At 65.4% G+C, this 22,844-nt stretch carries 17 protein-coding genes and 1 pseudogene; 14 read left to right on the top strand and 4 right to left on the bottom strand.

Annotated elements, in window-relative coordinates:
* Window positions 1-110 precede the first annotated feature (110 nt).
* Window positions 111-3,245, top strand: a complete 3,135-nt coding sequence (locus CRO39_RS15185; protein ID WP_162125808.1) for a ligand-binding sensor domain-containing diguanylate cyclase — start codon at window positions 111-113, stop codon at window positions 3,243-3,245.
* Window positions 3,246-3,314: 69 nt separating this feature from the next.
* Here the strand turns inward: CRO39_RS15185 and CRO39_RS15180 are convergent, their stop codons facing one another.
* The 3 genes from CRO39_RS15180 to rsgA form a co-directional block, all read right to left on the bottom strand.
* Complete coding sequence (locus CRO39_RS15180; RefSeq protein WP_097122791.1) at window positions 3,315-4,556, bottom strand: flavohemoglobin expression-modulating QEGLA motif protein; 1,242 nt, start codon at window positions 4,554-4,556, stop codon at window positions 3,315-3,317.
* A gap of 42 nt (window positions 4,557-4,598) precedes the next feature.
* Window positions 4,599-5,831 (bottom strand): hypothetical protein, encoded by a 1,233-nt coding sequence (locus CRO39_RS15175; protein ID WP_097122790.1) that lies wholly within the window; start codon window positions 5,829-5,831, stop codon window positions 4,599-4,601.
* 74 nt (window positions 5,832-5,905) lie between these two features.
* Window positions 5,906-7,018 (bottom strand): ribosome small subunit-dependent GTPase A, encoded by a 1,113-nt coding sequence (rsgA, locus tag CRO39_RS15170; RefSeq protein WP_097122789.1) that lies wholly within the window; start codon window positions 7,016-7,018, stop codon window positions 5,906-5,908.
* A 94-nt stretch (window positions 7,019-7,112) separates the two neighbouring features.
* On the opposite strand from rsgA, the gene CRO39_RS15165 reads away from it, so the two are divergent.
* Both CRO39_RS15165 and CRO39_RS15160 read left to right on the top strand, forming a co-directional pair.
* A complete protein-coding gene (locus CRO39_RS15165; protein WP_097122788.1) occupies window positions 7,113-8,378 on the top strand; it encodes an aminotransferase class I/II-fold pyridoxal phosphate-dependent enzyme in 1,266 nt (421 codons plus the stop codon).
* Between the two features lie 121 nt (window positions 8,379-8,499).
* Window positions 8,500-9,150, top strand: a complete 651-nt coding sequence (locus tag CRO39_RS15160; RefSeq protein ID WP_097122787.1) for an SGNH/GDSL hydrolase family protein — start codon at window positions 8,500-8,502, stop codon at window positions 9,148-9,150.
* 383 nt (window positions 9,151-9,533) lie between these two features.
* On the opposite strand, the pseudogene CRO39_RS15155 reads toward CRO39_RS15160, so the two are convergent.
* A pseudogene (locus tag CRO39_RS15155) lies at window positions 9,534-10,301 on the bottom strand (polysaccharide deacetylase family protein); the annotation flags it as partial.
* 55 nt (window positions 10,302-10,356) lie between these two features.
* On the opposite strand from CRO39_RS15155, the gene grxD reads away from it, so the two are divergent.
* The 11 genes from grxD to CRO39_RS20985 all read left to right on the top strand — a co-directional run bounded on the left by grxD (window position 10,357) and on the right by CRO39_RS20985 (window position 22,820).
* The gene (grxD, locus tag CRO39_RS15150) at window positions 10,357-11,286 is read left to right on the top strand and encodes a Grx4 family monothiol glutaredoxin (RefSeq protein WP_097122786.1); all 930 of its coding nucleotides are present in this window, start codon (window positions 10,357-10,359) and stop codon (window positions 11,284-11,286) included.
* Between the two features lie 151 nt (window positions 11,287-11,437).
* Window positions 11,438-12,868, top strand: a complete 1,431-nt coding sequence (locus CRO39_RS15145) for a UbiA family prenyltransferase (protein WP_097122785.1) — start codon at window positions 11,438-11,440, stop codon at window positions 12,866-12,868.
* On the top strand, window positions 12,868-14,175 hold the full coding sequence (locus CRO39_RS15140) for an FAD-binding oxidoreductase (RefSeq protein ID WP_097122784.1): 1,308 nt from the start codon (window positions 12,868-12,870) through the stop codon (window positions 14,173-14,175). Before CRO39_RS15145 ends, CRO39_RS15140 begins: the two co-directional genes overlap by 1 nt.
* The gene (locus tag CRO39_RS15135) at window positions 14,172-14,909 is read left to right on the top strand and encodes an SDR family oxidoreductase (RefSeq protein WP_097122783.1); all 738 of its coding nucleotides are present in this window, start codon (window positions 14,172-14,174) and stop codon (window positions 14,907-14,909) included. The genes CRO39_RS15140 and CRO39_RS15135 overlap by 4 nt, the downstream gene beginning before the upstream one ends.
* Window positions 14,910-14,912: 3 nt before the next feature.
* Window positions 14,913-15,857, top strand: coding sequence for an NAD-dependent epimerase/dehydratase family protein (locus tag CRO39_RS15130; RefSeq protein ID WP_097122782.1), 945 nt, complete (start codon window positions 14,913-14,915; stop codon window positions 15,855-15,857).
* A 3-nt stretch (window positions 15,858-15,860) separates the two neighbouring features.
* On the top strand, window positions 15,861-17,462 hold the full coding sequence (locus CRO39_RS15125) for a hypothetical protein (protein ID WP_097122781.1): 1,602 nt from the start codon (window positions 15,861-15,863) through the stop codon (window positions 17,460-17,462).
* Between the two features lie 32 nt (window positions 17,463-17,494).
* Window positions 17,495-18,679, top strand: a complete 1,185-nt coding sequence (locus CRO39_RS15120; protein ID WP_141400824.1) for a hypothetical protein — start codon at window positions 17,495-17,497, stop codon at window positions 18,677-18,679.
* Between the two features lie 7 nt (window positions 18,680-18,686).
* Window positions 18,687-19,985, top strand: coding sequence for an NAD(P)/FAD-dependent oxidoreductase (locus CRO39_RS15115; protein ID WP_097122779.1), 1,299 nt, complete (start codon window positions 18,687-18,689; stop codon window positions 19,983-19,985).
* Between the two features lie 40 nt (window positions 19,986-20,025).
* Window positions 20,026-22,239 carry a hypothetical protein gene (locus CRO39_RS15110; RefSeq protein WP_141400823.1) on the top strand — a complete coding sequence of 738 codons (2,214 nt, stop codon included), beginning with the start codon at window positions 20,026-20,028 and terminating at the stop codon, window positions 22,237-22,239.
* A gap of 32 nt (window positions 22,240-22,271) precedes the next feature.
* The gene (locus CRO39_RS15105; RefSeq protein ID WP_097122777.1) at window positions 22,272-22,679 is read left to right on the top strand and encodes a GtrA family protein; all 408 of its coding nucleotides are present in this window, start codon (window positions 22,272-22,274) and stop codon (window positions 22,677-22,679) included.
* Between the two features lie 3 nt (window positions 22,680-22,682).
* The gene (locus CRO39_RS20985) at window positions 22,683-22,820 is read left to right on the top strand and encodes a rhodanese-like domain-containing protein (protein WP_162125807.1); all 138 of its coding nucleotides are present in this window, start codon (window positions 22,683-22,685) and stop codon (window positions 22,818-22,820) included.
* Window positions 22,821-22,844: the final 24 nt, after the last annotated feature.

Below are 22,844 nucleotides of genomic sequence, written 5' to 3'. Positions count from 1 at the left end.
GTCCGCCCGGAAAATGCCGCTATCCTTGGCTGAGATATCAACCAAGATGCCCAGGAGGGGCGTCTCCATGCAGGCCGGCACCGGGGGCGGCCGCCATGTTGCGGAATTGCGTGCGTTCTCTGTGCAACGGCCTGTCGTCGGCGGCTGTGGCCTTGTCGCTGTGGCTGCCGTTGCCGGCACTGGCCGCAGGTGCGCCGGTGCCCGCCGTACGCAGCGAACTTTCCGCACCGATGCGGCTGGAGGCCTACGGTCCGGATAACGGGCTGTCGCAGTCCACCATCAGCGCGTTGCAGAGCGATGACCAGGGGTTTCTGTGGGTCGGCACCCAGGAAGGCCTGAACCGGTTCGACGGCCACCGCTTCCGCATCCACCGGCGCGATCCGGCCGATCCACGTTCGCTGGCCAGCAGCAGTTTCGATGCGCTGGCGTTCGAAGCCGGACGCCAGCGGTTGTGGCTGGGCACCAACGACGCGGGGGTGGAAGTGGTGCACCTGCCGGACTGGCGCCGCCGCCATCTGGGTACCGCGCAGGGCCTGTCGCACCATTCGGCCAACCGCATCCTGCTGGATCCGGCCGGCGGGGCCTGGGTCGGCACCGGTGCCGGCGTGGATCACATCGATGCGGAACTGCAGCAGGTCCGCCGGTTGGGACGCAGCGCCGACGTGGTGGGACTTGCGCTGACCGGCGGCGGCAACAACGCGCTGGCGCTGGACCGGCAGTGCCGGTTGTGGCGGGTCGGACGCCAGGCGATGGCGCCGCTGCTGGATGCGCCGGTGGCCAGCGGCGCCTGCGTGGACCTGCAACTGGGACCGGAAGGCGTCTGGGTCGCCAGCGACAACCAGGGCCTGTACCTGCTGGACCCAACCAGCGGCCGGCGGCTACGCCACTACCCGCCGCAGCGGTTGCGCGGGCCTGCGGTCCACATCAGCGCGCTGGCGCGGCTGGCCGATGGCCGCGTGCTGATTGGCTTCAACGACGGCAATGTCATGGTCATTGCCACGGCGGGCGCGGACCCGCGCCCGCTGCCACTGGACCGGACCCTGCCCAGCCCGGTGCTGGCGTTTCACCAGGACCCGTCGGGCACCCTGTGGATCGGCACCTACACCTCGGGTCTGTACCGGGTGCGGCCGCTGTCGGCGGCCATCCGTCACGACCGCGCCGACACCGGCGACCTTGCCGGCTGGCCCAGCCGCAGCCTGCGCGCGCTGTGGCGCCAGGGCGATCACCTGCTGGTGGGCACCGATGCCGGGCTGATGCAGCGGCGCGGCAACGGCGCGTGGCAAAGCGTCGGCGCTTTCGCCGGCCAGTCGGTACGGGTAATCCGCCCCGCCGCCTCCGGCGACGGCTGGTGGGTGGGCACGCACGGCGGGCTGTGGCGCTGGCACGGCGGCGACCGCGCCACACCGCTGCCGGGCTTGCCCGACAGCCGCATCGACGATCTGCTGGTCGAGGGCGATACGCTGTGGGTCGCCACCCGCAACGGCCTGGCGCGGGTAGAGGCAGGCGCGGTGGTGGACGATGCGCGGCTGGCCCCGCTGGCTGGCCGCCTGATCACCAGCCTGCTGCGCGATGCCGACGGCAGCCTATGGATCGCCACCAATGCCAACGGCCTGTGGCGGCTGGCATCGCACGGCGCCGCGACGCGATTCGAACCCGGCGGCGCCGGACTGCACGATTCGCTGTGGTCGCTGCATGCCCAGGCCGGTGCCCTGTGGGCAGGCAGCTTTTCCGGCGGCCTGTACCGCATCGACCGCGCCACCGGCCAATCGCGCGCCTTCACCAGTCACCTGGGACTCAACAACAACGTCATCTACCGCATCCTGGCCGACGCCGATGGCCGTCTGTGGCTGAGCACCAACAGCGGGCTGAGCGTGCTGGACCCGGCCACCTCCATCATCCAGAACCTCAGCCGCCGCGATGGCCTGAACAACCAGGAATTCAACAGCGGCTCGGCCTTTCGCGATGCCCAGGGCCTGCTCTACTTCGGCGGCACCGAAGGCCTGGACACCCTGGATCCGCGCGGGCTGTCCGCGCGCAGCCAGCCGGCCCGGCCCCTGCTGACCGGCCTGGTCCGGATCCGCGACGGCAACGACCTTGCGGTGAACAGCGACATCGACATCGTCTACGCGCAGCGCCTGCAGCTGGATCATCGCGACAGCGTGTTCTCGATTGCGATGACCGCGCTGGATTTCACCGCGCCGGACGCTGCCCGGCTGCGCTACCGCGTCGAAGGGCTGCACCACGACTGGGTCTACCTGCCGGCCGCGCACGGCGAGTTCTCGGTCAGCCGCCTGCCCGCGGGCGACTACACGCTGCAGGTGGAAGCCGCTGGCCGCGACGGCCAGTTCGGCCAGCCCCGCCGCCTGGACATCCGGATGGCGCCGCCGCCGTGGCGGCACCCGCTGGCCTGGGCCGGCTACGCCCTGCTGGGCCTGCTGCTGGCCGGCTGGTGGCTGCGGCGGATAGGCGCCACCGTGCGCCGCGAGCGCCAGCGCATCGATCTGCTCAACCGCACCGTGGCCGAGCGCACCGCGCAGCTGGAGCAGGCCAACCGGCTGCTGCGCCAGAGCAACGCGCAACTGGATGTGGCCACCCGCCGCGACCCGTTGACGCGGGTGTCCAACCGCCGCGATCTGAAGCACTGGCTGGACCACGAGGCCGCCCAGTTGCAACTCAGGCGCGAGCAGGGCAACCGCGCCGACCAGCAGCTGATGTTCTTCATGATCGACATCGACGACTTCAAGCGCGTCAACGACAGCCACGGCCATCCCGCCGGCGATCAGGTGCTGGTGACCTTCGCCGACCGGCTGCGCCTGCTGTGCCGCGAGCACGACCTGCTGGTGCGCTGGGGCGGCGAGGAATTCCTGCTGATCAGCCGGTTCGCCCAGGCCCAGGATGCCGCCCAGCTGGCCGAGCGCATCCGCGATGCGATGGCCGGGCAACCGATCGAAATCCGCCCCGGCGTGCCGCTGTACCTGACCTGCTCGATCGGGTTTGCGCCCTGGCCATTCACCAGCGCGTGGCCGTCGGTGGGCGACTGGGAACAGAGCGTGGAGCTGGCCGACCGTTGCCTGTACGCGGCCAAGGGCGCCGGCAAGCATGCCTGGGTCGGGCTGGTGCCCGGCGACGCCGCCGACCGGCGCACGGTGGAACGGCTGCTGGCCGGCATTGCCCCGGATCAGTTCGGCCGCGCCTACGTGCGGGTGCTGCACTCCACCGAAAGGCCGCCGCGCTTCGAACGCTGAGCCGGCCGGCGGTGTCGCTCCGACACAAGCAACCGCTTGCAGGCGGTTGAACCGGGCTGCGGCCGCCGCCTATGCGGGAATGCTGTCCAGGCGGATGCGGTTGGCGAACAGCGAGAACGCCAGCATGCCGGCCAGGCCGTTGGCGCGGCTGACCCAGCGCGGCAGCCAGCGCGGCGGCGCCAGCACCGCGTCGTCGAACAATGGCTCGAAGGCCTGCACGTCGGCCAGCGTCATCTTGCCGGCAAACAGGCGCCGGCACAGCCGCAACCGGTCCTGTTGCAGCGAGCGGCGGAAGAAGGTGTGCACGCCGATCAGGCCACGCAGGTACACGGTGTCCTTGCTGAAGGCCGCGCCGCCGCCGACCGGCACGCCGCGGAACACCCGCTGGGCCGAGGAAAAACTCTCCTCGGCGCTCTGCCCGGCCTGGCCGAAATAGCGGAACACATCGATGAAATCCGCACCCTCCAGCGCCATCGCCACCGCCTCGATGCGCAGGCTGATCCGCTTCATCCGCTCGATGTCGATGCTGCCGGTGATCTGTTCGGCGAAGGTCGCCAGGCCTTCCTGGGTTTCGGTCACCCGCGGCGAAGCCAGCGACAGGCTGGGCAGCCGGATCTGTTCGCGCCCGTTCAACGCCGTCAGCGAATGCACCAGCGCTTCGTGCTGCAGCAGCTGGCGGCGGTCGTAGTCGCTGAAAGCCGCGCCGTGGCGCAGGCGGATGCGGGTGGCGCCGGCGGCGGCCTTGGCGATCAGATCCGGGTCCAGTTCCACCGCGATCACACGACCACCGAAGAAGGCATCCAGATCCGTCTGCAGTTGCAGCTGCAATGCGGTCGCCGAGACCGGGATCTGTTCCTCCGGCGCCAGCAATTCGCGATCCAGCTCGTTGGCGATGGCGATGAAATGCCGCGCCGCCTCGCGCGTGGTCGGCCCGTTGCCGGGCAGCGCCTCGTCCGGCTGGCCGAACAGCGCGATCGAATGGGTGGTGACGGCGGCAGTGCCCAATGCCTCCAGCAACTGCGCGGCAATGTCCCAGCTGTGCGCGGATTCGCGCAGGTACACGCCCAGCGGATGCGCCGGATCGGCAGCGCGGGCGATGCCGGCCAGTTCGCGGCGGGCATCGCCGAAATCCAGTCGCGGGTAGTCGATCTGCGGCAGCTTCGGCTGCCCGCGCGCGACGCTGTTCAGAAACGGCGCCTGCAACGAGGCCGGCCAACTGGCCAGGCTGAGCAGCTTGATGCCGCGCACCGCCTTGACCATGCGCTGGTCCAGCGCGGTGTGGTGGGCGATGTCGCCGTCTGCGGGGTTCATCGCCGATCTATGCAGCACCTGGACGCTGCTGGCAAGCGCGGATCACCGCCCGGCCGCGCAGGCGCGCAGTTGGTGATCGATCCAGCGCCGGTACAGCGTGGTGTGCAGGTTGTGCAGGGTCAGCTCGACCGTATACGGCGTGCGCGGATTGCGGTCGAGCAGGCGCACCAGGTGATAAGCGATCGGCTGCACGCCCTGGCGGTGCACATAGATGCGAAACCCGCGGTAGAACGGATCCGCCAGCAGCGCATCGATACGGACGACGATGGCGCGATCGCGCAGGTCCAGCCGCGCGCGCTGTGCCGCATCGCGGTGGTAGAGCAGTTGCTGGAAATCGCGCGGCCCGCGCTGGCGCAGTTGCCGCGCCAGCTGCCATACCTGCAGGTTGACGCGATCGTAGTGGGCCAGCCCGCCGGCGCGGCGCAGCGCCTCGGCGGCATCGGCGCTGACCTCGGCGACGACGAAGTTCTCGGCCTGGTTGTGCACATCGTCGAGCAGGATGCGGTCATAGGCATGCACGATCGCGCCCGGTAGTCCGACCAGGCCGTGCCGGCCCAGCCGCGCCGCGCGCACCGCGTTGCCGTCAGCCAGCAATTGACCGGCGCCGCGCCCGAGCAGGATGCTGTCGGTGCCGTGCAGGCTCAGGAAGGTGCCAATCGACAGCTCGCCGGCGGAGAACTCGGCGTCGAATCCGGCGTCGCCGTACAGCTCGCGCTGGGTCGCCAACTGCGCCACCTGGCGGCCGACCCCGCATTCGCTGCGCACGCGTCCGCGGTAGAACGCATCCAGCGCGCGCGTATTGCCGGCCGCCGGCGCGTAGCCGCGGCCAAAGCTGCGGAACGGACGCCAGCCCTGGGCCATCGCGCCACGGGGACCGAAACCGATCCAGCCCAACTGCAGCGCATTGAAGCGGTAACCCTCGTTGGCGGCCAGCGCCGCGGTTGCGCGCCGGGTAGCATCGCCAAGCACGAACAGATAGGCGCACAACGTGGCCGGATGCTGCAGCGCCGCCTGCAGCGCCGCTTCGCGATCGCCGGCTTCGATCGTCGCCGGCAATCGCAGCCACAGATCGTCTGCGCTCTGCGCCTGCGCCAGATCCGCGCGTGCGCACGGCGTGCCGGCGTCGATGCGGACGGCCGGCAGCGCAGCGGTCTCGATCCGCCAGCCGAGCCGGCGCAGCACCGATTCAACGCAGGCCGGCGATGCCGCGGCCTGCGCCGCCGACGCGATCGCCAGCGACGCGCACAGGCCCCAAGCGTAGCGGCGCAGCTTCATGCCGACAGCATGCCGGCAACTGCCTGCGCGGACGGTGAAGAAATCGCACTGCCGGCACCGACCGCCGCAGGGCGTCAACGCTTGCCGTACTTGTCCTCCAGCCGTTTGTGCAGGGCCTTGCCCTGCACCTTGGCCTCGGACTTCTGCGCCAGCCGGTTGGCCAGCTTGTCGGCGGCCACCGCCACTTCATCGCGCAGTTTCAGGTAGTTGAGGAAGCGCTCTTCATCCAGTTCGCCGCGCTCGATCGCCGCGCGCACCGCGCAGCCGGGCTCGCGCTGGTGCGAGCAGTCGCGGAACCGGCACTGCCCGGCCAGGGCTTCGATGTCGGCAAAACCGCCTTCGCCCAGGTCCTCTTCGCCGGTGGGTTTGAGCTCGCGCATGCCGGGGGTGTCGATCAGGCAGGCGCCGGACGGCAGCGGAATCAGCGCGCGGTGGGTGGTGGTATGGCGGCCGCGCGAATCGTTTTCGCGCACCGCCGCGGTCTTCATCTTTTCGATGCCCAGCAGCGTATTGGTCAGGGTCGATTTGCCGGCGCCGGACGACCCCACCAGCACCGCGGTGCGGCCCGGGCCCAGGTACTGCTCCAGCACGGCCACGCTGGCCGGATCCTTGGCGTTGACGGCATGCACCGGCACGCCCTGCACCGCCAGTTCTTCCAGCGTGGCCACCGCATCGGGGCCGTATTCGGTCTTGTCGGCCTTGGTCAGCACGATGACCGGTTGCGGGGCCGCGGTCTGCGCGCCGCCGCCGCCGACCAGCAGCAGGTAGCGCTCGATCCGGCGCGGATTGAAGTCCGCATCCAGACCGCAGACGATGAACACGGTATCGATATTGGCGGCGATGACCTGCTGGTGGTAGTGCTCGCCGGCGGCGCCGCGCTTGATCGCGGTGTGCCGCGGCAGCAGGGCGACGATGCGCTTGCCTTCCAGCAGCACCCAGTCTCCGACCGCCGGCCGCTCATGCGCGGGGAACCTTGGCCGCTGCCATTCCGGCAGCGATTCGGCCTTGACCGCCGCACCCGGGGCATCGGCAACCACATAGCCGGAGCGGTGCTGCTCCACCACCCGGGCCGGGCGCGCCTGGGGATGGGTGGCGAAGGCCTCGCGCCAGGCCGCGTCCTCGGGAATGCCGGCATAGGGCCAGCCGATGGCGCGGAGCGGGGCGAAATCCGGAAAATCTGTGGTCATGGGCGGGATTCTAGACGGGCACTGAACCCGACAACCGTTGCGGCCGCCAATTTCCGCTAAGCTGGACCCTCAATCCGTGCCCTCCCGCCCCGTCATGCCTACCCTCAAGACCCGCGAACGCCTGTCCGAAGTCCGTTACGAAATCCGTGGCGAGCTGGCGCGGCGAGCCCGCGAGCTGGAGGCGCAGGGCCACAAGCTGATCAAGCTGAACATCGGCAACCCAGGCGCATTCGGTTTCCGCGCGCCTGCGCATCTGCAGAACGCCATCGTCGGCGACATCGATCACACCGATCCCTACACCCACCAGCAGGGTCTGCCGGCCGCACGCGAAGCGGTCGCCGCCGCATACGCCAGGCGCGGCATGCCCGATGCGGTGGCCGACCGCGTATTCATCGGCAACGGCGTCAGCGAGCTGATCGACCTGTCGCTGCGCGCGCTGCTCAATCCCGGCGACGAAGTGCTGGTGCCCTCGCCCGACTACCCGCTGTGGTCGGCGGCGACCATCCTCAACGACGGCCGCCCGGTCTATTACCGCTGCGATCCGGACAACGACTTCCTGCCCGACCCCAGCGAGATCGAGACGCTGGTGTCCTCGCGCACCCGCGCGATCGTGCTGATCAACCCCAACAACCCCACCGGCGCGACCTACCCGCGCGAACTGCTGCAGCGCATCGTCGCCATCGCCGCCAAGCACAAGCTGCTGCTGATGGTCGACGAGATCTACGACCAGGTGCTGTACGACGATGCGAAGTTCCAGCCGGTGGCGCCGCTGGCCGGCGACGTGCCATGCCTGACCTTCAGCGGGCTGAGCAAGGTGCACCGCGCCTGCGGCTGGCGGGTGGGCTGGTCGCTGCTGTCCGGCGACGGCGAAGTCGTGCGCGATTTCCTGCACGCGATGGATCTGCTGAGCGCGTTGCGGCTGTGCGCCAACGTGCCCGGCCAGTACGCGGTGGAGGCGGCAGTCAGCGGCCCGGACACCATTTCCGCGTTGTGCGCGCCCGGCGGCCGCCTGTACGAAACCCGTCGTGCGGTGATCGAAGCCTGCGAGGCCAGCGAACACCTGGATCTGGTGGCGCCGGCCGGCGCGCTGTACGCCTTCCCCGCCGTCATCGGCGCGGCCGCGCGCGGTTTCGACGATCACGATTTCGCATTGGAGCTGATGGAAACCGAAGGCGTGCTGGTGGTGCCCGGCTCCAGCTTCAACGTGCCCTACCGCCACCACTTCCGCGTGACCCTGCTGCCGGAACCGGCGACGATGCGCGAGGTGTTCGCCCGCATCGAGCGCGCGCTTGCCCGCCGCGCCGAAGCGGTCACCAAGGTGGTGCCGATTACCGCCAGGTCGCGGCCGGCCGCGGCCTGAGCCGGCCGGCGGCGTTGCCTGCCCGATGCGGTGGGAGTCGTAGCGGCATGCCGCTGCGACTCCCACATCACAGCGATGCCGGCGGCTTTTACCGCGTGGGAATACGGCGCAGAATGACGCCATGACCACCAACGCCGCCCACACCACCGCCCTGCTGCCGGAACTGCGCTACCTGGCGCTGGGCGACTCCTACACCATCGGCGAAGGCGTGGCCGAAGAAGGCCGCTGGCCGCTGCAACTGGCGCGCGCGCTGCGCAGCGAAGGCGTCGCGCTGGCCGACCCGCGCATCATCGCGCAGACCGGCTGGACCACCGACGAACTGGAAGCGGCAATCCGCGCGGCCGAGCCGTTGGGCGAATACGATTTCGTCAGCCTGCTGATCGGCGTCAACAACCAGTACCGCGGGCGTCCGCTGGACGAATACCAGGTGCAGTTCACCGCGTTGCTGTGGCAGGCGATAGGCCTTGCCGGCAACCGGCCCGGACGGGTGCTGGTGTTGTCGATTCCCGATTGGGGAGTGACTCCCTTCGCCGCCAGCGAAGGCCGCGACCCCGCGCAGATCGCGCGCGAACTGGATGCCTGCAACGCCGCCGCGCGCGAAGCCTGCGCGCAGCGCGGCGTGGCCTTCATCGATATCACTGCGCTCAGCCGCGGGCGCGGCGCGGAGCCGGCCATGCTGGCAAGCGACGGCCTGCACCCGTCGGCGGCGATGTACGCCGAATGGGTGCGGCTGGCGTTTCCGGTGGCGCACCGGCTGTTGATCGCCGGTTGACTGCCCGCGAGCCCTAGAGCGTGTTATGGCCTTTGGGGTGAGTGCGAAGGCTGCTGTCGCGGTGTCAGGCAAGGCGCACGCCGCCGGTCAGGCTGGCCGCCTGGCCAAGGCGCGCAACACGGCATGGCGCCGCGACAGCGGCCTTCCCGACGGGTTGCGCGCCAGCGCCGCCGCAGCCGCGTTGCCCGGCTTGCGTTGGGCACCACCCAAGGACGGCGCCGGCCGCCTTGCTGCAACGGCGCTGGCGTGCAACGCATCTCATCCCAAAGGCCATAACACGCTCTAGGGGCTGTTGAAGCGCTTCAGCTGGCAGCGGGGTCGGCCACCGACAGGTGCGCGACCGCGTTGGCGTCCTCGATGTCTTCCGGCAGTACGCTGCGGTAGCCCTGGCTGTGAAGCCAGTCCAGCAACTGCGCCAGAATGGCGATGTTGTGGCCGTGCGCCGCGCCTTCGTGCAGCAGCACGATGGCGCCAGGTGCGATAGCGCGGCGGATGCGCGCCAGCACCTGCCCGGGCAGGCAGTGCACGCCGTCGAAGCCGCGCGCGCTCCAGGCCACCCGCGCCAGTCCGTGCCGGTGCAGCGACAAGCCGACGAAGGGATTGGTCATGCCCACCACCGACCGGAACCAGCGCGGCGGCTGGCCGGCGATTTCGGCCAGGATGGCCTGGTTGCGGGCGATTTCGCGCTCCAGCCGCTTTGGTCCCAGCGCCCAGAACCAGCGGTCCGGATGGCTGGCGCTGTGGTTGCCGATGCCATGGCCGCGGCGCCGGATCTCGCGCACCAGCGCCGGCTGCGCCAGCGCGCGTTCGCCGACCAGGAAGAAGGTCGCTTTGGCGCCGTGCCGGTCCAGCAGATCCAGCATCGGCAGGGTATCGGCAGACGGACCGTCGTCGATGGTCAGCCAGACTTGCCGGGCCGCGACCGGCAGCCGCGACAGCGCCGGACAGAACAGCGCCGCGCGCGGGTACAGCGTGGCCCAGACCACGGTCAGGTGGCTGACGACCATTGCCGGCAGCCCCCAGCGCCAGCCCAGCCGCCACCACAGCAGCGCCACGGCGACTTGCGACAGCGCCAACAGGCCCAATATCGCGTAGGGATGGCGTGGCGGCCGGTGCAATGAGATAGCCGTAGTCATGTCCCATGATGCCATGCGGCGTAAAATCGCCTTGCTGGAATCATCCTCCCCATTTCCCTGGTACCCCTTCATGTCCCTCGACCCCGCTCTGCGTTCCCGTATCGAATCCCTGCTGCAGTCCAATCGCGTGGTGCTGTTCATGAAGGGCCAGCCGTCCATGCCGCAATGCGGCTTTTCCGCCAAGGCGGTCGGTGCGCTCGGCGCGCTGGGCGTGGACTTCGCCCACGTCAATGTGCTGGCCGACCAGGACATCCGCGAAGGCATCAAGGTCTATGGCGACTGGCCGACCATCCCGCAGCTGTATATCGACGGCGAACTGGTCGGCGGCAGCGACATCATCGAGCAGATGACCAACTCCGGCGAACTGGCCACCCTGCTGGGCCTGCAGGCGCCCGACCGCACGCCGCCGGCCATCACCGTGACGCCCGCCGCGGTCGAGATGTTGCAGAACGCGGTCGAGGATGCTGGCGAAGGCGCCGCGCTGGCGCTGTCGATCAATGCCCAGTTCCAGCCCAATTTCCAGCTGGCGCAGTACGACGCCAATGCCATCGCCGCCGAATCCAACGGCATCCGCATCCAGTTCGATCTGGCCAGCGCGCGCCGCGCCGACGGCATCACCATCGACTGGGTCGACGACATCCGCGGCAAGGGCCTGGCCATCGACAACCCCAACGCGCCCAAGCCGGTACAGACGCTGACGCCGGCCGAAGCCGACGCCAGGGCGCGCGCCGGCGAAGTGCTGCTGGTCGACGTGCGCCCGGCCGACGAACGCGCCATCGCCTCGGTCGCATTGCCGTTCAAGACCCTCGACGGCGCCGGCCGCGCCGAACTGGAAGCCCTGCCCAAGGACACCGCGCTGGCGTTCCTGTGCCGCAGCGGCGCCCGCAGCCAGCAGGTCGCGGAAGAATTCCGCGCAATGGGTTTCGGCAACGTCTACAACATCGCCGGCGGCACCAATGCCTGGTCCGATGACGTGGATGCGGGCCTGGCGAAGTATTGATACAAAACACCGAGCGCGCCCGATGGCGTGCTCTGCCATACAGAGCCGGCAGGGGCGCAGAAGTGTCGCCCCTCTCTTGGCGGCATGGGTAAGACAGAAACACCGCCTATAATCGCAGGCTGTCGTTCACCATGGATGCCATCGGTCCCTTATGGACAATGCCGATATCCGGAATTCCGGCTTCCCGCTTTGCGTGGATCTGGATGGAACCCTGCTAAAGAGCGACCTGCTGTACGAGTCCCTGCTGGCGCTGCTTCGGGCCAATCCGTTGTACCTGCTGCTTCTACCCTGGTGGCTGCTGCGCGGAAAGGCGGCGCTTAAACGGGCGATCGCCAGCCGTGTGCGCCTGGATACGGCGTCCCTTCCTTATGACCGGCGCGTACTCGCGCTGGCTGACCAGCACGTTGGCCCGCGCGTGCTATGCACAGCCTCCGACAGCGAGCTCGCGGAATCGGTCGCCAGCCACCTGGGACTGTTCGACACCGTCATCGCCAGCGACGGCAGATCCAATCTCAACGGATCGCGCAAGGCGCAGGCGCTGATCGAACGTTATGGCACACAGGGTTTCGTCTATGCCGGCAACTCGCGCATCGATCTGCAGGTCTGGCGGCATGCCCGCTCGGCCTGGGTCGTCAATGCGACCGCCTCGCTGGCCGCTGCCGCCGCCCGCGTGTGCGAAGTCGCCGGTACGCTGCCCGCCCAGGGCGGCGGTGTCCGCACCTGGCTCAAGGCCATCCGCCTGCACCAATGGCTGAAGAATTTGCTGGTGCTTATCCCATTGCTGGCCTCGCACCAATTCGTGGAACCGGGCTCGGTAATCGCCGCACTGACCGCGTTCCTGGCGTTCGGCCTTTGCGCTTCCGGCGTCTACGTGCTGAACGATCTGCTGGATCTTCCCGCAGATCGGCAACACCCGTCCAAGCGCCTGCGCCCTTTTGCGGCGGGCAACCTGCCGCTGTTGCACGGCTTGATCGCAGCACCTGCGCTAACCTTGGCCGGATTCACGCTGGCGCTGAGCTGCAATCTGCAGTTCGTGCTGACACTGGGCGTCTATTACCTGGTCACGCTCGGATACTCGCTACACCTCAAGCGCATCGTTATGCTGGACGTGGTGATTCTGGCGGCGCTTTACACGCTGCGCATAATCGGCGGCGCGATGGCCATCGCCACCGAACTGTCATTCTGGCTGCTGGCGTTCTCGATGTTCATCTTCCTCAGTCTGGCCATGCTCAAACGCTACGTGGAACTGGGAATCACACTATCCAACGGCAAGGTCCATGCCAGTGGCCGCGGCTATGCAGTCGACGATCTGCCGCTACTGCAATCGCTTGGCGCAGCCAGCGGCTATATCGCGGTGCTTGTGCTGGCGCTGTACATCAACAGTCCCGAGAGCCTGGAGCTTTACTCGCGCCCGCAACTGCTGTGGCTGCTTTGTCCGATCCTGCTCTACTGGATCAGCCGGGTCTGGGTGGTCGCCCATCGCGGCGGCATGCACGACGATCCGGTCGTGTTCGCGGCTACCGATCGGATGAGCCAATGCCTACTGGCGCTGGGCGCGCTGATCGTGGTCGGCGCGATCTGATGGCCGCGGCCGGTGGTTCATGGGGCCGATACCCTCGCGCCAAGCAGCGGCTGATTGCGCTGTCCGATCGGCAGGCGCCGCTGCCCCGTTTCAACGGTACGGCGCTACCGCACGGCAACGGCCGCAGCTACGGCGACAGTTGCCTGAATCCAGGCGGCTCCCTGCTGCTCGGCCGCGGCCTGGACCGCCATATCGACTTCGATCCAGAAAGCGGTATCGTCGAATGCGAAGCGGGCATGCTGCTATCCGATCTGCTGGACTTGGTGGTGCCGCAAGGCTGGTTCGTGCCGGTCACCCCGGGCACCCGCCTGGTTACTCTGGGCGGTGCCGTCGCCAACGATGTGCATGGCAAGAACCACCACGTCGCCGGCAGTTTCGGCCGCCACGTGCTTGGCCTGGAACTGCTCCGGAGCGATGGCCAGCGCCTGTCCTGCGGCCCGGACAGCGCTGCGGACTGGTTCGCCGCGACCGTCGGCGGACTCGGGCTGACTGGACTCATCACCCGCGTCCGGCTGCAGCTGCGCCGGATTCGCGGCCCTTGGCTGCATACGCAGACCCAGCGGTTCGAGCGGCTGCAGGATTTCTTTGCGCTCTCGGCACAATCCGCATCCAGCGAGTACACCGTGGCCTGGATCGATTGTCTGGCGCGGGGAAGCAGCCTGGGACGCGGCGTGTTCATGCAGGCTGACCATGCGACCGCGCTGCCGGACCGTCGCCAGCATCCCGGGCACCGGCGTCTGGCGATGCCGTTCTCGCTGCCATTCTCGCTGGTGAACCGATTGAGTCTGCGGGCGTTCAATACGCTGTATTTCCATCGCGCACCGCGCCGGCCCCGGCAATGCACCGTCCACTACGAGCCGTTCTTCTATCCGCTGGACGCGGTTGCGGATTGGAACCGCATGTATGGTCCGCGTGGCTTTCTGCAATACCAGTGCGTGATGCCGCCGGCCAACGCGCCGGCAACCATCGCGGAATTGCTGGAACGGATTGCCGCCAGCCGCCAGGGTTCCTTTCTGGTCGTCCTCAAACAATTCGGTTCGCTGCCATCGCCGGGTATGCTGTCGTTCCCGCGCCAGGGGACCACGCTGGCGCTGGATTTTCCTTTCCTGGGCAAGCAGACACTGGACCTGCTGTCGAGGTTGGACGGTATTGTCGCAACAGCAGGAGGCGCGGTATACCCGGCCAAGGACGCGCGCATGTCCGCACGGATGTTCGCGGCATCGTTTCCGCGCTGGCGCGAGTTTCTGCCGTTCGTGGATCCCCGCTTTTCCTCCGGCCTGTGGCGCCGGGTTATGGGTGATGAATGAGACGAGTTCTGATTATCGGCGCAGGCTCCGCCATTGCCGAACACTACGCCAGGCTGATGGCGGCACGCGGCTGCGATCTGTTTATGGTGGCCAGATCGCAGGAACGTCTGGATACTATCGCAGCGGATTTGGCGCAGCGCACCGGCGGCCGCATCGTCACCCACGTCATGGACGTCAACGACCTGGCCGCGCACGAAGCGATGCTGGATTGCGCCTGGTCGACAGCCGGTGGCATCGATATAGCGCTGATTGCCCACGGCACGCTGCCGAACCAGGTCGCCTGCGAGGGCGATGTGGCGCTGGCGCTTTCTGAATTCGCCACCAATGGCACCTCGACTATCGCGCTGATGGCGCGTCTGGCACAGCGGCTGCAGGCGCAGGGTAGTGGCACGCTGGCGGTCATTTCGTCGGTGGCAGGTGACCGTGGCCGCGCCAGCAATTATTTGTACGGGAGCGCCAAGGCTGCCGTCAGCGCTTATGCCAGCGGGCTGCGGCAACGACTGCAAGGCAGTGGGGTCAACGTGCTGACCATCAAGCCGGGCTTCGTCGACACGCCGATGACGCGGGATTTCCGCAAAGGCCTGCTTTGGGCCTCGCCCCAAAAGATAGCCGCCGGCATCGTCAAGGCCATCGACGGCGGCCGGGCGGTCGTCTATCTCCCCGGATTCTGGTGGCTGATCATGGCCATCATCAAATACATTCCGGAATTCGTGTTCCGCCGCATCAAGCTCTGACGCATGACCGACAAGAACATCAAGATCGTCATCACAGGAGCGGCGGGACTGGTTGGCCAGAACCTGATCGTCGAACTCGAGGCCCAGGGCTATCGCAATCTTGTCGCCATCGACAAGCACCGGCACAACCTGGCCATCCTGCGGCAGTTGCATCCAGCCGTCCAAACTTTAGAGGCCGACCTAGCCGAGCCGGGCGAATGGGAAAACGCATTCGACGGTGCCGGATGCATCGTGCAACTGCACGCGCAGATTACCGGCAAGTACCCAGAGCTGTTCGTACGCAACAACATCGACGCAACTCGCCGCGTGCTTTCGGCATGCGCACGGGCACCCTTGGCTTTTCTGGTCCACATCAGCTCGTCGGTGGTTAATTCGGTTGCCGATGACGACTACACACGCACCAAGCGTGCACAGGAACAACTGGTCGCCGAAAACGGGGTCCGGTATTGCGTGCTGCGTCCGACGCTGATGTTCGGCTGGTTCGACCCCAAGCACCTGGGCTGGCTGTCGCGCTTCATGGCCAGGACGCCGGTGTTTCCGATTCCTGGAGACGGCAGATTCATGCGCCAACCATTGTACGAGCGAGACTTCTGCCGCTGCATCGTGCGCTGCATCGAAACCCAGCCGGACAAGCGTGTCTACGACATCGTCGGCGATACCCGCATCGACTACGTCGACATCATTCGCACCATCAAACGGGTCAAACGGCTGCGGACGGCGATCGTGCACATCCCCATTGGCTTCTTCTCTTTTCTGCTGCGCGCCTATGCGCTGTTCAGCCACAAGCCTCCGTTCACAGCCGATCAGTTGAAAGCACTTTCTGCAGGCGACGATTTCAGCGGAGTGGATACCTGGGAAACCTTTGGCGTACGGCAGACGCCGTTCGAAGAGGCGGTGTACGAAAGCTACTGCGCAAAACCGTACAGCGATATCGTCCTGCAGCGCTGACCCATGTCTGATGCTACCTCCCCCACAATACTAGCCTGGTATGGCACGAGCACGACGGCGTCAAAAGCCTCTTTTCGTCGCTGGACCATTGTCGCACTCGCGTTCGCGATCCTGTATTTTGGCAACGGGTTCTACCGCAACAAGACTGCGGATCTATGGGCCCACCCGGATCAGGCGATTCCCGTCAAAGTGCTGCAGTCGATGCATGCCCGTAGCGATCTGGATACGGACTGGGCCAAGGCCGATCTACCGGAGTATTTCCGCGTCTGCCGCTATAACTTCTCCGGTTACCTGATAGCTGCCTACGCGATCATACGTTTCAACCAGCCGGATGCGTTTACCGACGATCTACGTCTCAATGTGGAATTGCGGCGAATCTCGAGGGTGTTCTCCACTTTGACCTTGTTGCTGGTGTTCCTTCTGCTGGCAACCAAGCGAGGGATCCCCGCTGGCGTTGCCTGTGCGCTGGCAGTCGCCAGCGTCCCGCAATTGCTGCAGGACGCCAACTATGCCAGACCGGAAGCCTTATCGACCTTCTGCTTCACCCTGTGTTTCGCGATCTGCCTGCTACGCCCGATGACGACGGTGAGAAGGTCCATCGCGCTGACAGCAGTCGCACTGCTGTCTGGGTTTCTGGCTTCGATCAAGATCACCTACGCGGTCACTGCATTGTTCCTGATACCCATTGTTGTCGACCAGTGGTCTCACTCGCGAGACCATGGTGTCCGCATCACAACGCTCGGGTTGATCATCGCATTGGCAACTGTTGGATTGATGGTTGGATTCGTCATCGGAGCACCCGCGACGCTGCTCGATCCCGCTGGCTACCTGGATGGCCTTCAGGCGTTACAGCGCCAATATGCAGTCGGACATCCCCCGCACGGTCGCATCGAGGCCGGCATGTTTTCCCAAGGAGCAGCCATAGCCGGCTATTACCTGGCCGCGCTGGGTGCGTTGCCGCTATTGCTGCACTTGGCAGGATACGTGGGCAAAGGCCTGAACTCCGCCAAATACGCCTACCTAGCCATCCTGATAATCACACTGGGAGGCTTCCTGCTGCAGAAGGTGTTCTTTGAGCGCAACTTCAGCCTACTGCTCCCGTCATTCGTGATCATCGCCATCGTCGGTCTGGACAACCTCGTCCAATGGCTAGGACGATGGCTGCCGAAACCCATCTGGAGCAGTTGGCCGCAAGCAGTATTGTCAGCATTTTTGTTGCTGTTCTGCTGGTCATCCGCCTTCCTGGTGACGCGCGACTTGGCTGCCTTCTTCGACAGGCGCCCCTACTTGGCGATGCGCGAGTCCCGGGAAGCGTTCAGCGGCGAGGTCATGATTCGTATTGGCGCAACCTCTCTTTCGCGTCTGTCCTTCGCTGATGTGCATGCCAAGCGTTATCCGAAAGGAGAGACATGCGCGCTGTACAGCGTCAGCACCTTCAATGACGACTGGTCTAGCCGGTTCCTGCGCGATCTGCCCGCACGCTTCCGGATCGTCGACACCATCGCGTCCACATTCAGCGGCATTCCGGTAAGCACGTTGCATACCTATCACAGCCCGACTGACTATCTGTTCATCGACGCATCACAGTGCGAGGAAGACGAATAGTGATGCAGCAACAATCAGCATATAGACGATGGTTGGCAGTCTTCCTGCTATGCATGGGGGCATTCTTCCTTAAAAGCCCGGATGCATACCTCAACCCGCAGTTCTGGGCGGAAGACGCGGTCATCTTCTTTAAACAGCAGTGGAATCACGAATGGCCACGGATTCTGGTTCCCTACGCCGGCTACTACCATCTGCTTCCGCGAGTGGCCGCGTGGCTGGCTTCGTTCTTCCCGATAGGGCTTGCACCGGCGCTCTACAATCTAACCGCGCTGGTTGTCGCCTCTGCGAGTATCGCCTATTTTCTGCAGCGTTTGAGTTCTGTATCGCTTGCGCTGGTTGCCTTCCTTGGACTGTTCCTTACGCCGACCAACGGAGAAGTATTCGGCACGCTGACCAATAGCCAGTGGTTCGTCCAGTTCTTCCTGCTGGCGGCTTGCTTCCTGCCCGCGTCGGCCTCGCACCTGCGTTGGATAATGCCCGTACTGGTTCTTGGTGGCGCACTGACTGGGCCTTTCTCGGCAATGATGCTGGCGATGCATGCTGTGTTGCTGGCAGCGAGCAGGCTTCCACAGCGCTGGCAATTGACGTCCTGGGTCTCTTCGTTCGTTTCGGCGTTGGATCCGTGGCGACTGATCGCGCTATGGGCCGGCGGGCTGACCCAGATCGGCGTAGCGTTGTCAGCTTCCGGACAGAAGCCAGTCGAGTTTTCTCTGCATACCATCCTGTCAGCAATAGCAGGAATGTCGCAGACCCATACCTTCGGCATGAGGCTGATGCCCGCAATCCTTTTTCTTGGCTTGCTTGTGCTGATTCTGCTGCTGATACTGCATGGGAACCTGTCTGCACGCCTGAAGGGACTGATCGTAATTTCCTGCGGAGTGGCACTGCTACAAATCGCGTTTGGCTCCATCAAGCCAAAACTGATGGCCGACGTGCTGGGGGTGGGGGATCGGTATTTCGTCCTGTTCAAGGTGATGTTCTGGTTATCGGCACACATCGCACTCAGCCGCTTCGCGTGGTTAGGTGGCAGCCGTGCGCTGATGGCGATCGTGCTGTGTGTCGTACTGGTCGCGGCGAATAACCGCAGTCACCTCGTACGCGCTCCGTTACCAGATATTCACTGGACAGAAGCTACGCGCTCGCTTCCCGCCGACCGCGAAGCGGTCATTGACATACACCCGCGTCCATGGACGTTGACGCTTCCACCGAAGGAATGATCCGCTCATGAGTTCCCATTACGCCGTCATCGGTTCTGGTCCGATGGGCCTTATGGCCGCCATCGCACTGCTCGATAGTGGCCATCAGGTCGATATCTACGAACGCGACGACCGCATCGGCGGCATGTCCGCCAGCTTCGATTTCGATGGTCTGCAGATAGAACGCTATTACCATTTCATCTGCAAAACCGATCAACCGCTGTTCGATCTGCTGGCGCGGCTGAAGCTGTCGGACAGATTGCACTGGACCGACACCAGGATGGGCTATTTCTACAACGGAACCTTGTATCCTTGGGGGAATCCGGCGGCGCTACTGCGCTTTCCGCATCTTAGCGTGGTGGACAAGATCCGTTATGCGGCGCATGTCATGTACACCAAAGGCATCAGCGACTGGCGCCAGCTGGATCGGGCCAACGCCACCCAATGGATCCGCCGCTGGGTAGGCGCGCGCGCCTACGAGGTACTGTGGCGAAACGCATTCCATCTCAAGTTCTTCGAGTATGCGGACAACCTGTCCGCCAGTTGGATAGGCACCCGCATCAAGCGAATCGCGTTGTCTCGCCGTAACCTGATGCACGAAAGCCTCGGCTACCTGGAAGGCGGTTCGGCCACACTGTTACAGGCGATGACCGCCAACATCACCGAACGCGGTGGCCGCATTCTGTTGTCCAGCGGCATCGACGAGGTCGTCAGTGTCGATGGCAAAGTCGCCGGCGTACGAAGTGGCGGGACCTTCAAACCCTATGATGGCGTATTGTCGACCGCTCCGCTTCCGTACGTGCCTACCATGGTGCCGGGGCTACCCGCGGAGTTCGCCGATGCGATTCGCGCAATCCACAATATCCCGGTAGCCTGCGTGATCCTGAAACTGACGCAGCCCATCAGCCCCAACTTCTGGATGAACATCAGCGACCCGGATATCGCCATTCCCGGGGTCATCGAGTACAGCAATCTCAATCCCGGCCAGCACTCTGGCGACAGCATCCTGTACGCGCCCTTCTACATGCCCAAGACGCATCCGAAGTGGTCGCTCTCCAACGACGCCTTGATCGCCGAGGTGATCGGCTACTTGTCGCGGCTGAATCCCGGATTCCAGCCGGAGTGGGTGGTCGCCAGCCACTGCCATCGCTACGAGTTCGCACAGACCATCTGCCCTCCCGGATTCCAGGACACGCTGCCGCCGATGCGTACGCCGGTGGAGGGCTTCTTCATGGCCGACACCGCGTATTACTACCCCGAGGATCGCTCGATTTCGGAAAGCCTCGCGGTGGGTACCCGGTTGGCGGAAACCGCACTTTCCGCGTAGCCGGCATCTCCATCATGGTCAAGCCTGAGAACCCCAAGCAATGAACTCACTCCATTCGCCGGTCCGTACGCCGTCGAACCTGCCGTGGTTAATCGCCCTGTTTCTATTGATCGTCTGCGGCCGGACGGTCTTCGTCAGCCTGTTTGCTGAGAGCGTGCCGTACTGGGATCAGTGGGACTCCGAAGGTGCGCTCCTGCTCAAACCCTGGGTCGAAGGCAATCTGCGCCTGGCGGATCTGTTTTCGGCGCACAACGAGCACCGCATCCTGTTCACCCGTCTGATCTCGCTGGCGCTGTTCGAAGCCAACCAAGGGCAATGGGACAACCTTGTCGCGGTCTACGCCAACATCTTCGTCTATGCCGCAGTGGCGGCTCTTCTGTATCTGGCGCTGTCCCGCTCTACTGCGGCATGGATTGAGCGCACCGTGCTCTTGGTGGCGTTGGTGATACTGGCATGGCTGCCCTACGGTCATACCAATTCGCTGATCTCGTTTCAGAACCAGTTCTATCTGATGGCTGGATTTGCGATGGCAACCATCGCGGTAGCTGCCTATACCGCCGATCGTTTCATGTCCATGGTGTGGGTAGTTGCGCTCGCAATGGCCGGGCTGTTCACGATGGCCTCCGGATTGCTGGCGGCGGTGGCCGCAGGCGGCGTACTAATGGCGAGGGCATGGCGGGGGGGACTACGCTGGCGAACCGCACTGGCCGGAACGGCCGCACTGGCTATGGTGGCGGTCGCCGGCTATCTGCTGGTTCCCCATATCGACGGGCACGATCCGTTGAAGGCTGCGGATCCGGCGCAATGGTTCAGGACGTTCGTCCTGCATCTGGGTTGGCCATTCGGCCGGCGCCGGTTGGGCGCTATCATCGTCTGGGCTCCGTTTGCGGTGACTGCCTGGCGTTTTCTTTTCCATCGCGGTACGCGTGCGGACGAGCTGATGGCACTGGGCCTGGGTGCCTGGGTGATCCTGCAGTGCGCCGCCATCGGCTATTCCCGCGGCAGCGAATCCAGTGTGGTCGGCGCACGATACGTCGACATCCTGGCGGTCGGTGTGGTTGTCAATCTCTGGCTTGCCGTCAGGCTGGGCCAAGGATGGCTGCAATCCCGCCCGTCTTCCGTCCGCTGGCTCGGTCCGGGCGCCGTGACGGTCTACGGCCTGCTGATCCTCACCGTGATGTTGCGTCACACCCCCATCGACCTCAATCATGCGCGCGCGAAGAATGCCGTTTCGCTGATCCAGACCGAGAACGTACGCCGGTTCGTGTTCAGCGCAGACGCTTCCACACTCGATCAGCCTTTCATGGATATTCCCTATCCGGATCGCAAACGATTGGCCGGATTGCTGTCGGATCCGACCTTGCGCGAGCTTCTTCCGGCTTCGGTAAGGGCGCCTATTGCTGTCGGCAACGGTACGCCATCCGGCGACTTCAGGGTCGGACCAGCCGATTCAGGCTATGCGTTCAGTTCCTGTACCCGTCCCCGCTGCGAAAGCGGTACCGGCCAATGGCAAGGCCCGGAGATGCGGAGCCGCTATAGCCAAGTGCTTGTTCCGCTATCGGCCGGAGGCAATCCGGAAGGCCTGTCGTTGCGCCTGGGCTCGGAAGCTGGGAAAGGCGCTGACATCATGGTGGAACCGAAAACCCCGAATGCCTTGCTCCCGGTCCCACCAGGCCGGCCGTTTCAGCTTCAGGTGACGGACTCCACCACTGAAGGTTGGCTGGCCTTCGATTCACCCACAGAAATCGCGCCGTTGAGCGCAGTGGCACTCGATCTGCAAGCTGCTCTCCGCCGCTTGTTCGATCTGGCCGACCGAGGAACTCTGCGCCACTTTGTCGCCCTGCCAGTGGCCGCGAACGTAGAGGGCATGGCCCGACAGGTGGACGACACCCGCCCCCTTGGCGGTACGTTCGACGCACCGCGCAGCGGCTTTGTCCGCAGCTTTTCCGTGTTCATCGGCAACTACCACGGCGCATCGGACGGAATCCTGAACGTGGAGGTCTGTTCTGCCCGCGCCTGCACCCACGGGGCAAGGCCGCTGGCCACCTCCAGCGACAACAGCTCGTTTGCGATGGAGCTTTCCGACCCGATATGGCTGCAGGCCGGTACGGCCGTCGAATTCCGCATCGTCACCGAAGGCGCCAGTCATCCGTTGGCCATATGGACCTACCCGCCGAAACCCGGTTCTCCCAGACTGCAGGCGGCCGATGCGTCCACGCACACCCTGCGGGCGGGCTTGATCTATCTGGACTGATCCAGGCAATCCTTTATAGGCCAACATCAGACGTGCTCAGCCGCCAGTTCTTCTTGTTCCTTCTCGCCGGCGGGATCGCCGCCCTGGCCAACTTCGGCTCCCGGATCGCGCTGGGTTTGGTCATGGCTTATGTGCCAGCCATCGTTCTGGCGTACTGCATCGGCATGTTGACCGCGTTCCTGTTGAATCGCGCCTTCGTCTTCGCCAATCCGGGAACCCGGCTGCATCACCAGGCTCTCTGGTTTATCGCAATCAACCTGGCGGCTCTCTTGCAGACGCTCGCGGTCAGCCTGCTGTTCGCCCGCTGGGCCTTCCCGGCAATAGGCATGGCTTTTCACCCGGAGACCGTCGCTCACGCCATTGGCGTTGCAGTGCCGGTGGTCACCAGCTACGTAGGACACAAACGGCTGACCTTCAGGACCACGCGGCACCGCGAATGAGGCATGACTATCCACGTTCCGTGCCGCAGCCAGCAGATCGCGGAAGAATTCCGCGCACTGGGTTTCGGCAACGTCTACAACATCGCCGGCGGCACCAATGCCTGGTCCGATGACGTGGATGCGGGCCTGGCGAAGTATTGATCTGCACTGACAAAGGTGAATTCG

It is taken from the genome of Pseudoxanthomonas wuyuanensis (assembly GCF_900215535.1).
Lineage (GTDB): Bacteria > Pseudomonadota > Gammaproteobacteria > Xanthomonadales > Xanthomonadaceae > Pseudoxanthomonas_A > Pseudoxanthomonas_A wuyuanensis.
Note: the sequence above shows the minus strand (reverse complement) of the source record. Positions and strands in the feature narration are given on the sequence as shown.

Bases quoted from the DNA above. Each gene is read 5' to 3' on its own strand.
- CRO39_RS15180 (WP_097122791.1), bottom strand. From the start codon at position 4,556: ATGAACCCCGCAGACGGCGACATCGCCCACCACACCGCGCTGGACCAG.
- CRO39_RS15175 (WP_097122790.1), bottom strand. From the start codon at position 5,831: ATGAAGCTGCGCCGCTACGCTTGGGGCCTGTGCGCGTCGCTGGCGATC.
- rsgA (WP_097122789.1), bottom strand. From the start codon at position 7,018: ATGACCACAGATTTTCCGGATTTCGCCCCGCTCCGCGCCATCGGCTGG.
- CRO39_RS15165 (WP_097122788.1), top strand. From the start codon at position 7,113: ATGCCTACCCTCAAGACCCGCGAACGCCTGTCCGAAGTCCGTTACGAA.
- CRO39_RS15160 (WP_097122787.1), top strand. From the start codon at position 8,500: ATGACCACCAACGCCGCCCACACCACCGCCCTGCTGCCGGAACTGCGC.
- grxD (WP_097122786.1), top strand. From the start codon at position 10,357: ATGTCCCTCGACCCCGCTCTGCGTTCCCGTATCGAATCCCTGCTGCAG.
- CRO39_RS15145 (WP_097122785.1), top strand. From the start codon at position 11,438: ATGGACAATGCCGATATCCGGAATTCCGGCTTCCCGCTTTGCGTGGAT.
- CRO39_RS15140 (WP_097122784.1), top strand. From the start codon at position 12,868: ATGGCCGCGGCCGGTGGTTCATGGGGCCGATACCCTCGCGCCAAGCAG.
- CRO39_RS15135 (WP_097122783.1), top strand. From the start codon at position 14,172: ATGAGACGAGTTCTGATTATCGGCGCAGGCTCCGCCATTGCCGAACAC.
- CRO39_RS15130 (WP_097122782.1), top strand. From the start codon at position 14,913: ATGACCGACAAGAACATCAAGATCGTCATCACAGGAGCGGCGGGACTG.
- CRO39_RS15125 (WP_097122781.1), top strand. From the start codon at position 15,861: ATGTCTGATGCTACCTCCCCCACAATACTAGCCTGGTATGGCACGAGC.
- CRO39_RS15115 (WP_097122779.1), top strand. From the start codon at position 18,687: ATGAGTTCCCATTACGCCGTCATCGGTTCTGGTCCGATGGGCCTTATG.
- CRO39_RS15110 (WP_141400823.1), top strand. From the start codon at position 20,026: ATGAACTCACTCCATTCGCCGGTCCGTACGCCGTCGAACCTGCCGTGG.
- CRO39_RS20985 (WP_162125807.1), top strand. From the start codon at position 22,683: ATGACTATCCACGTTCCGTGCCGCAGCCAGCAGATCGCGGAAGAATTC.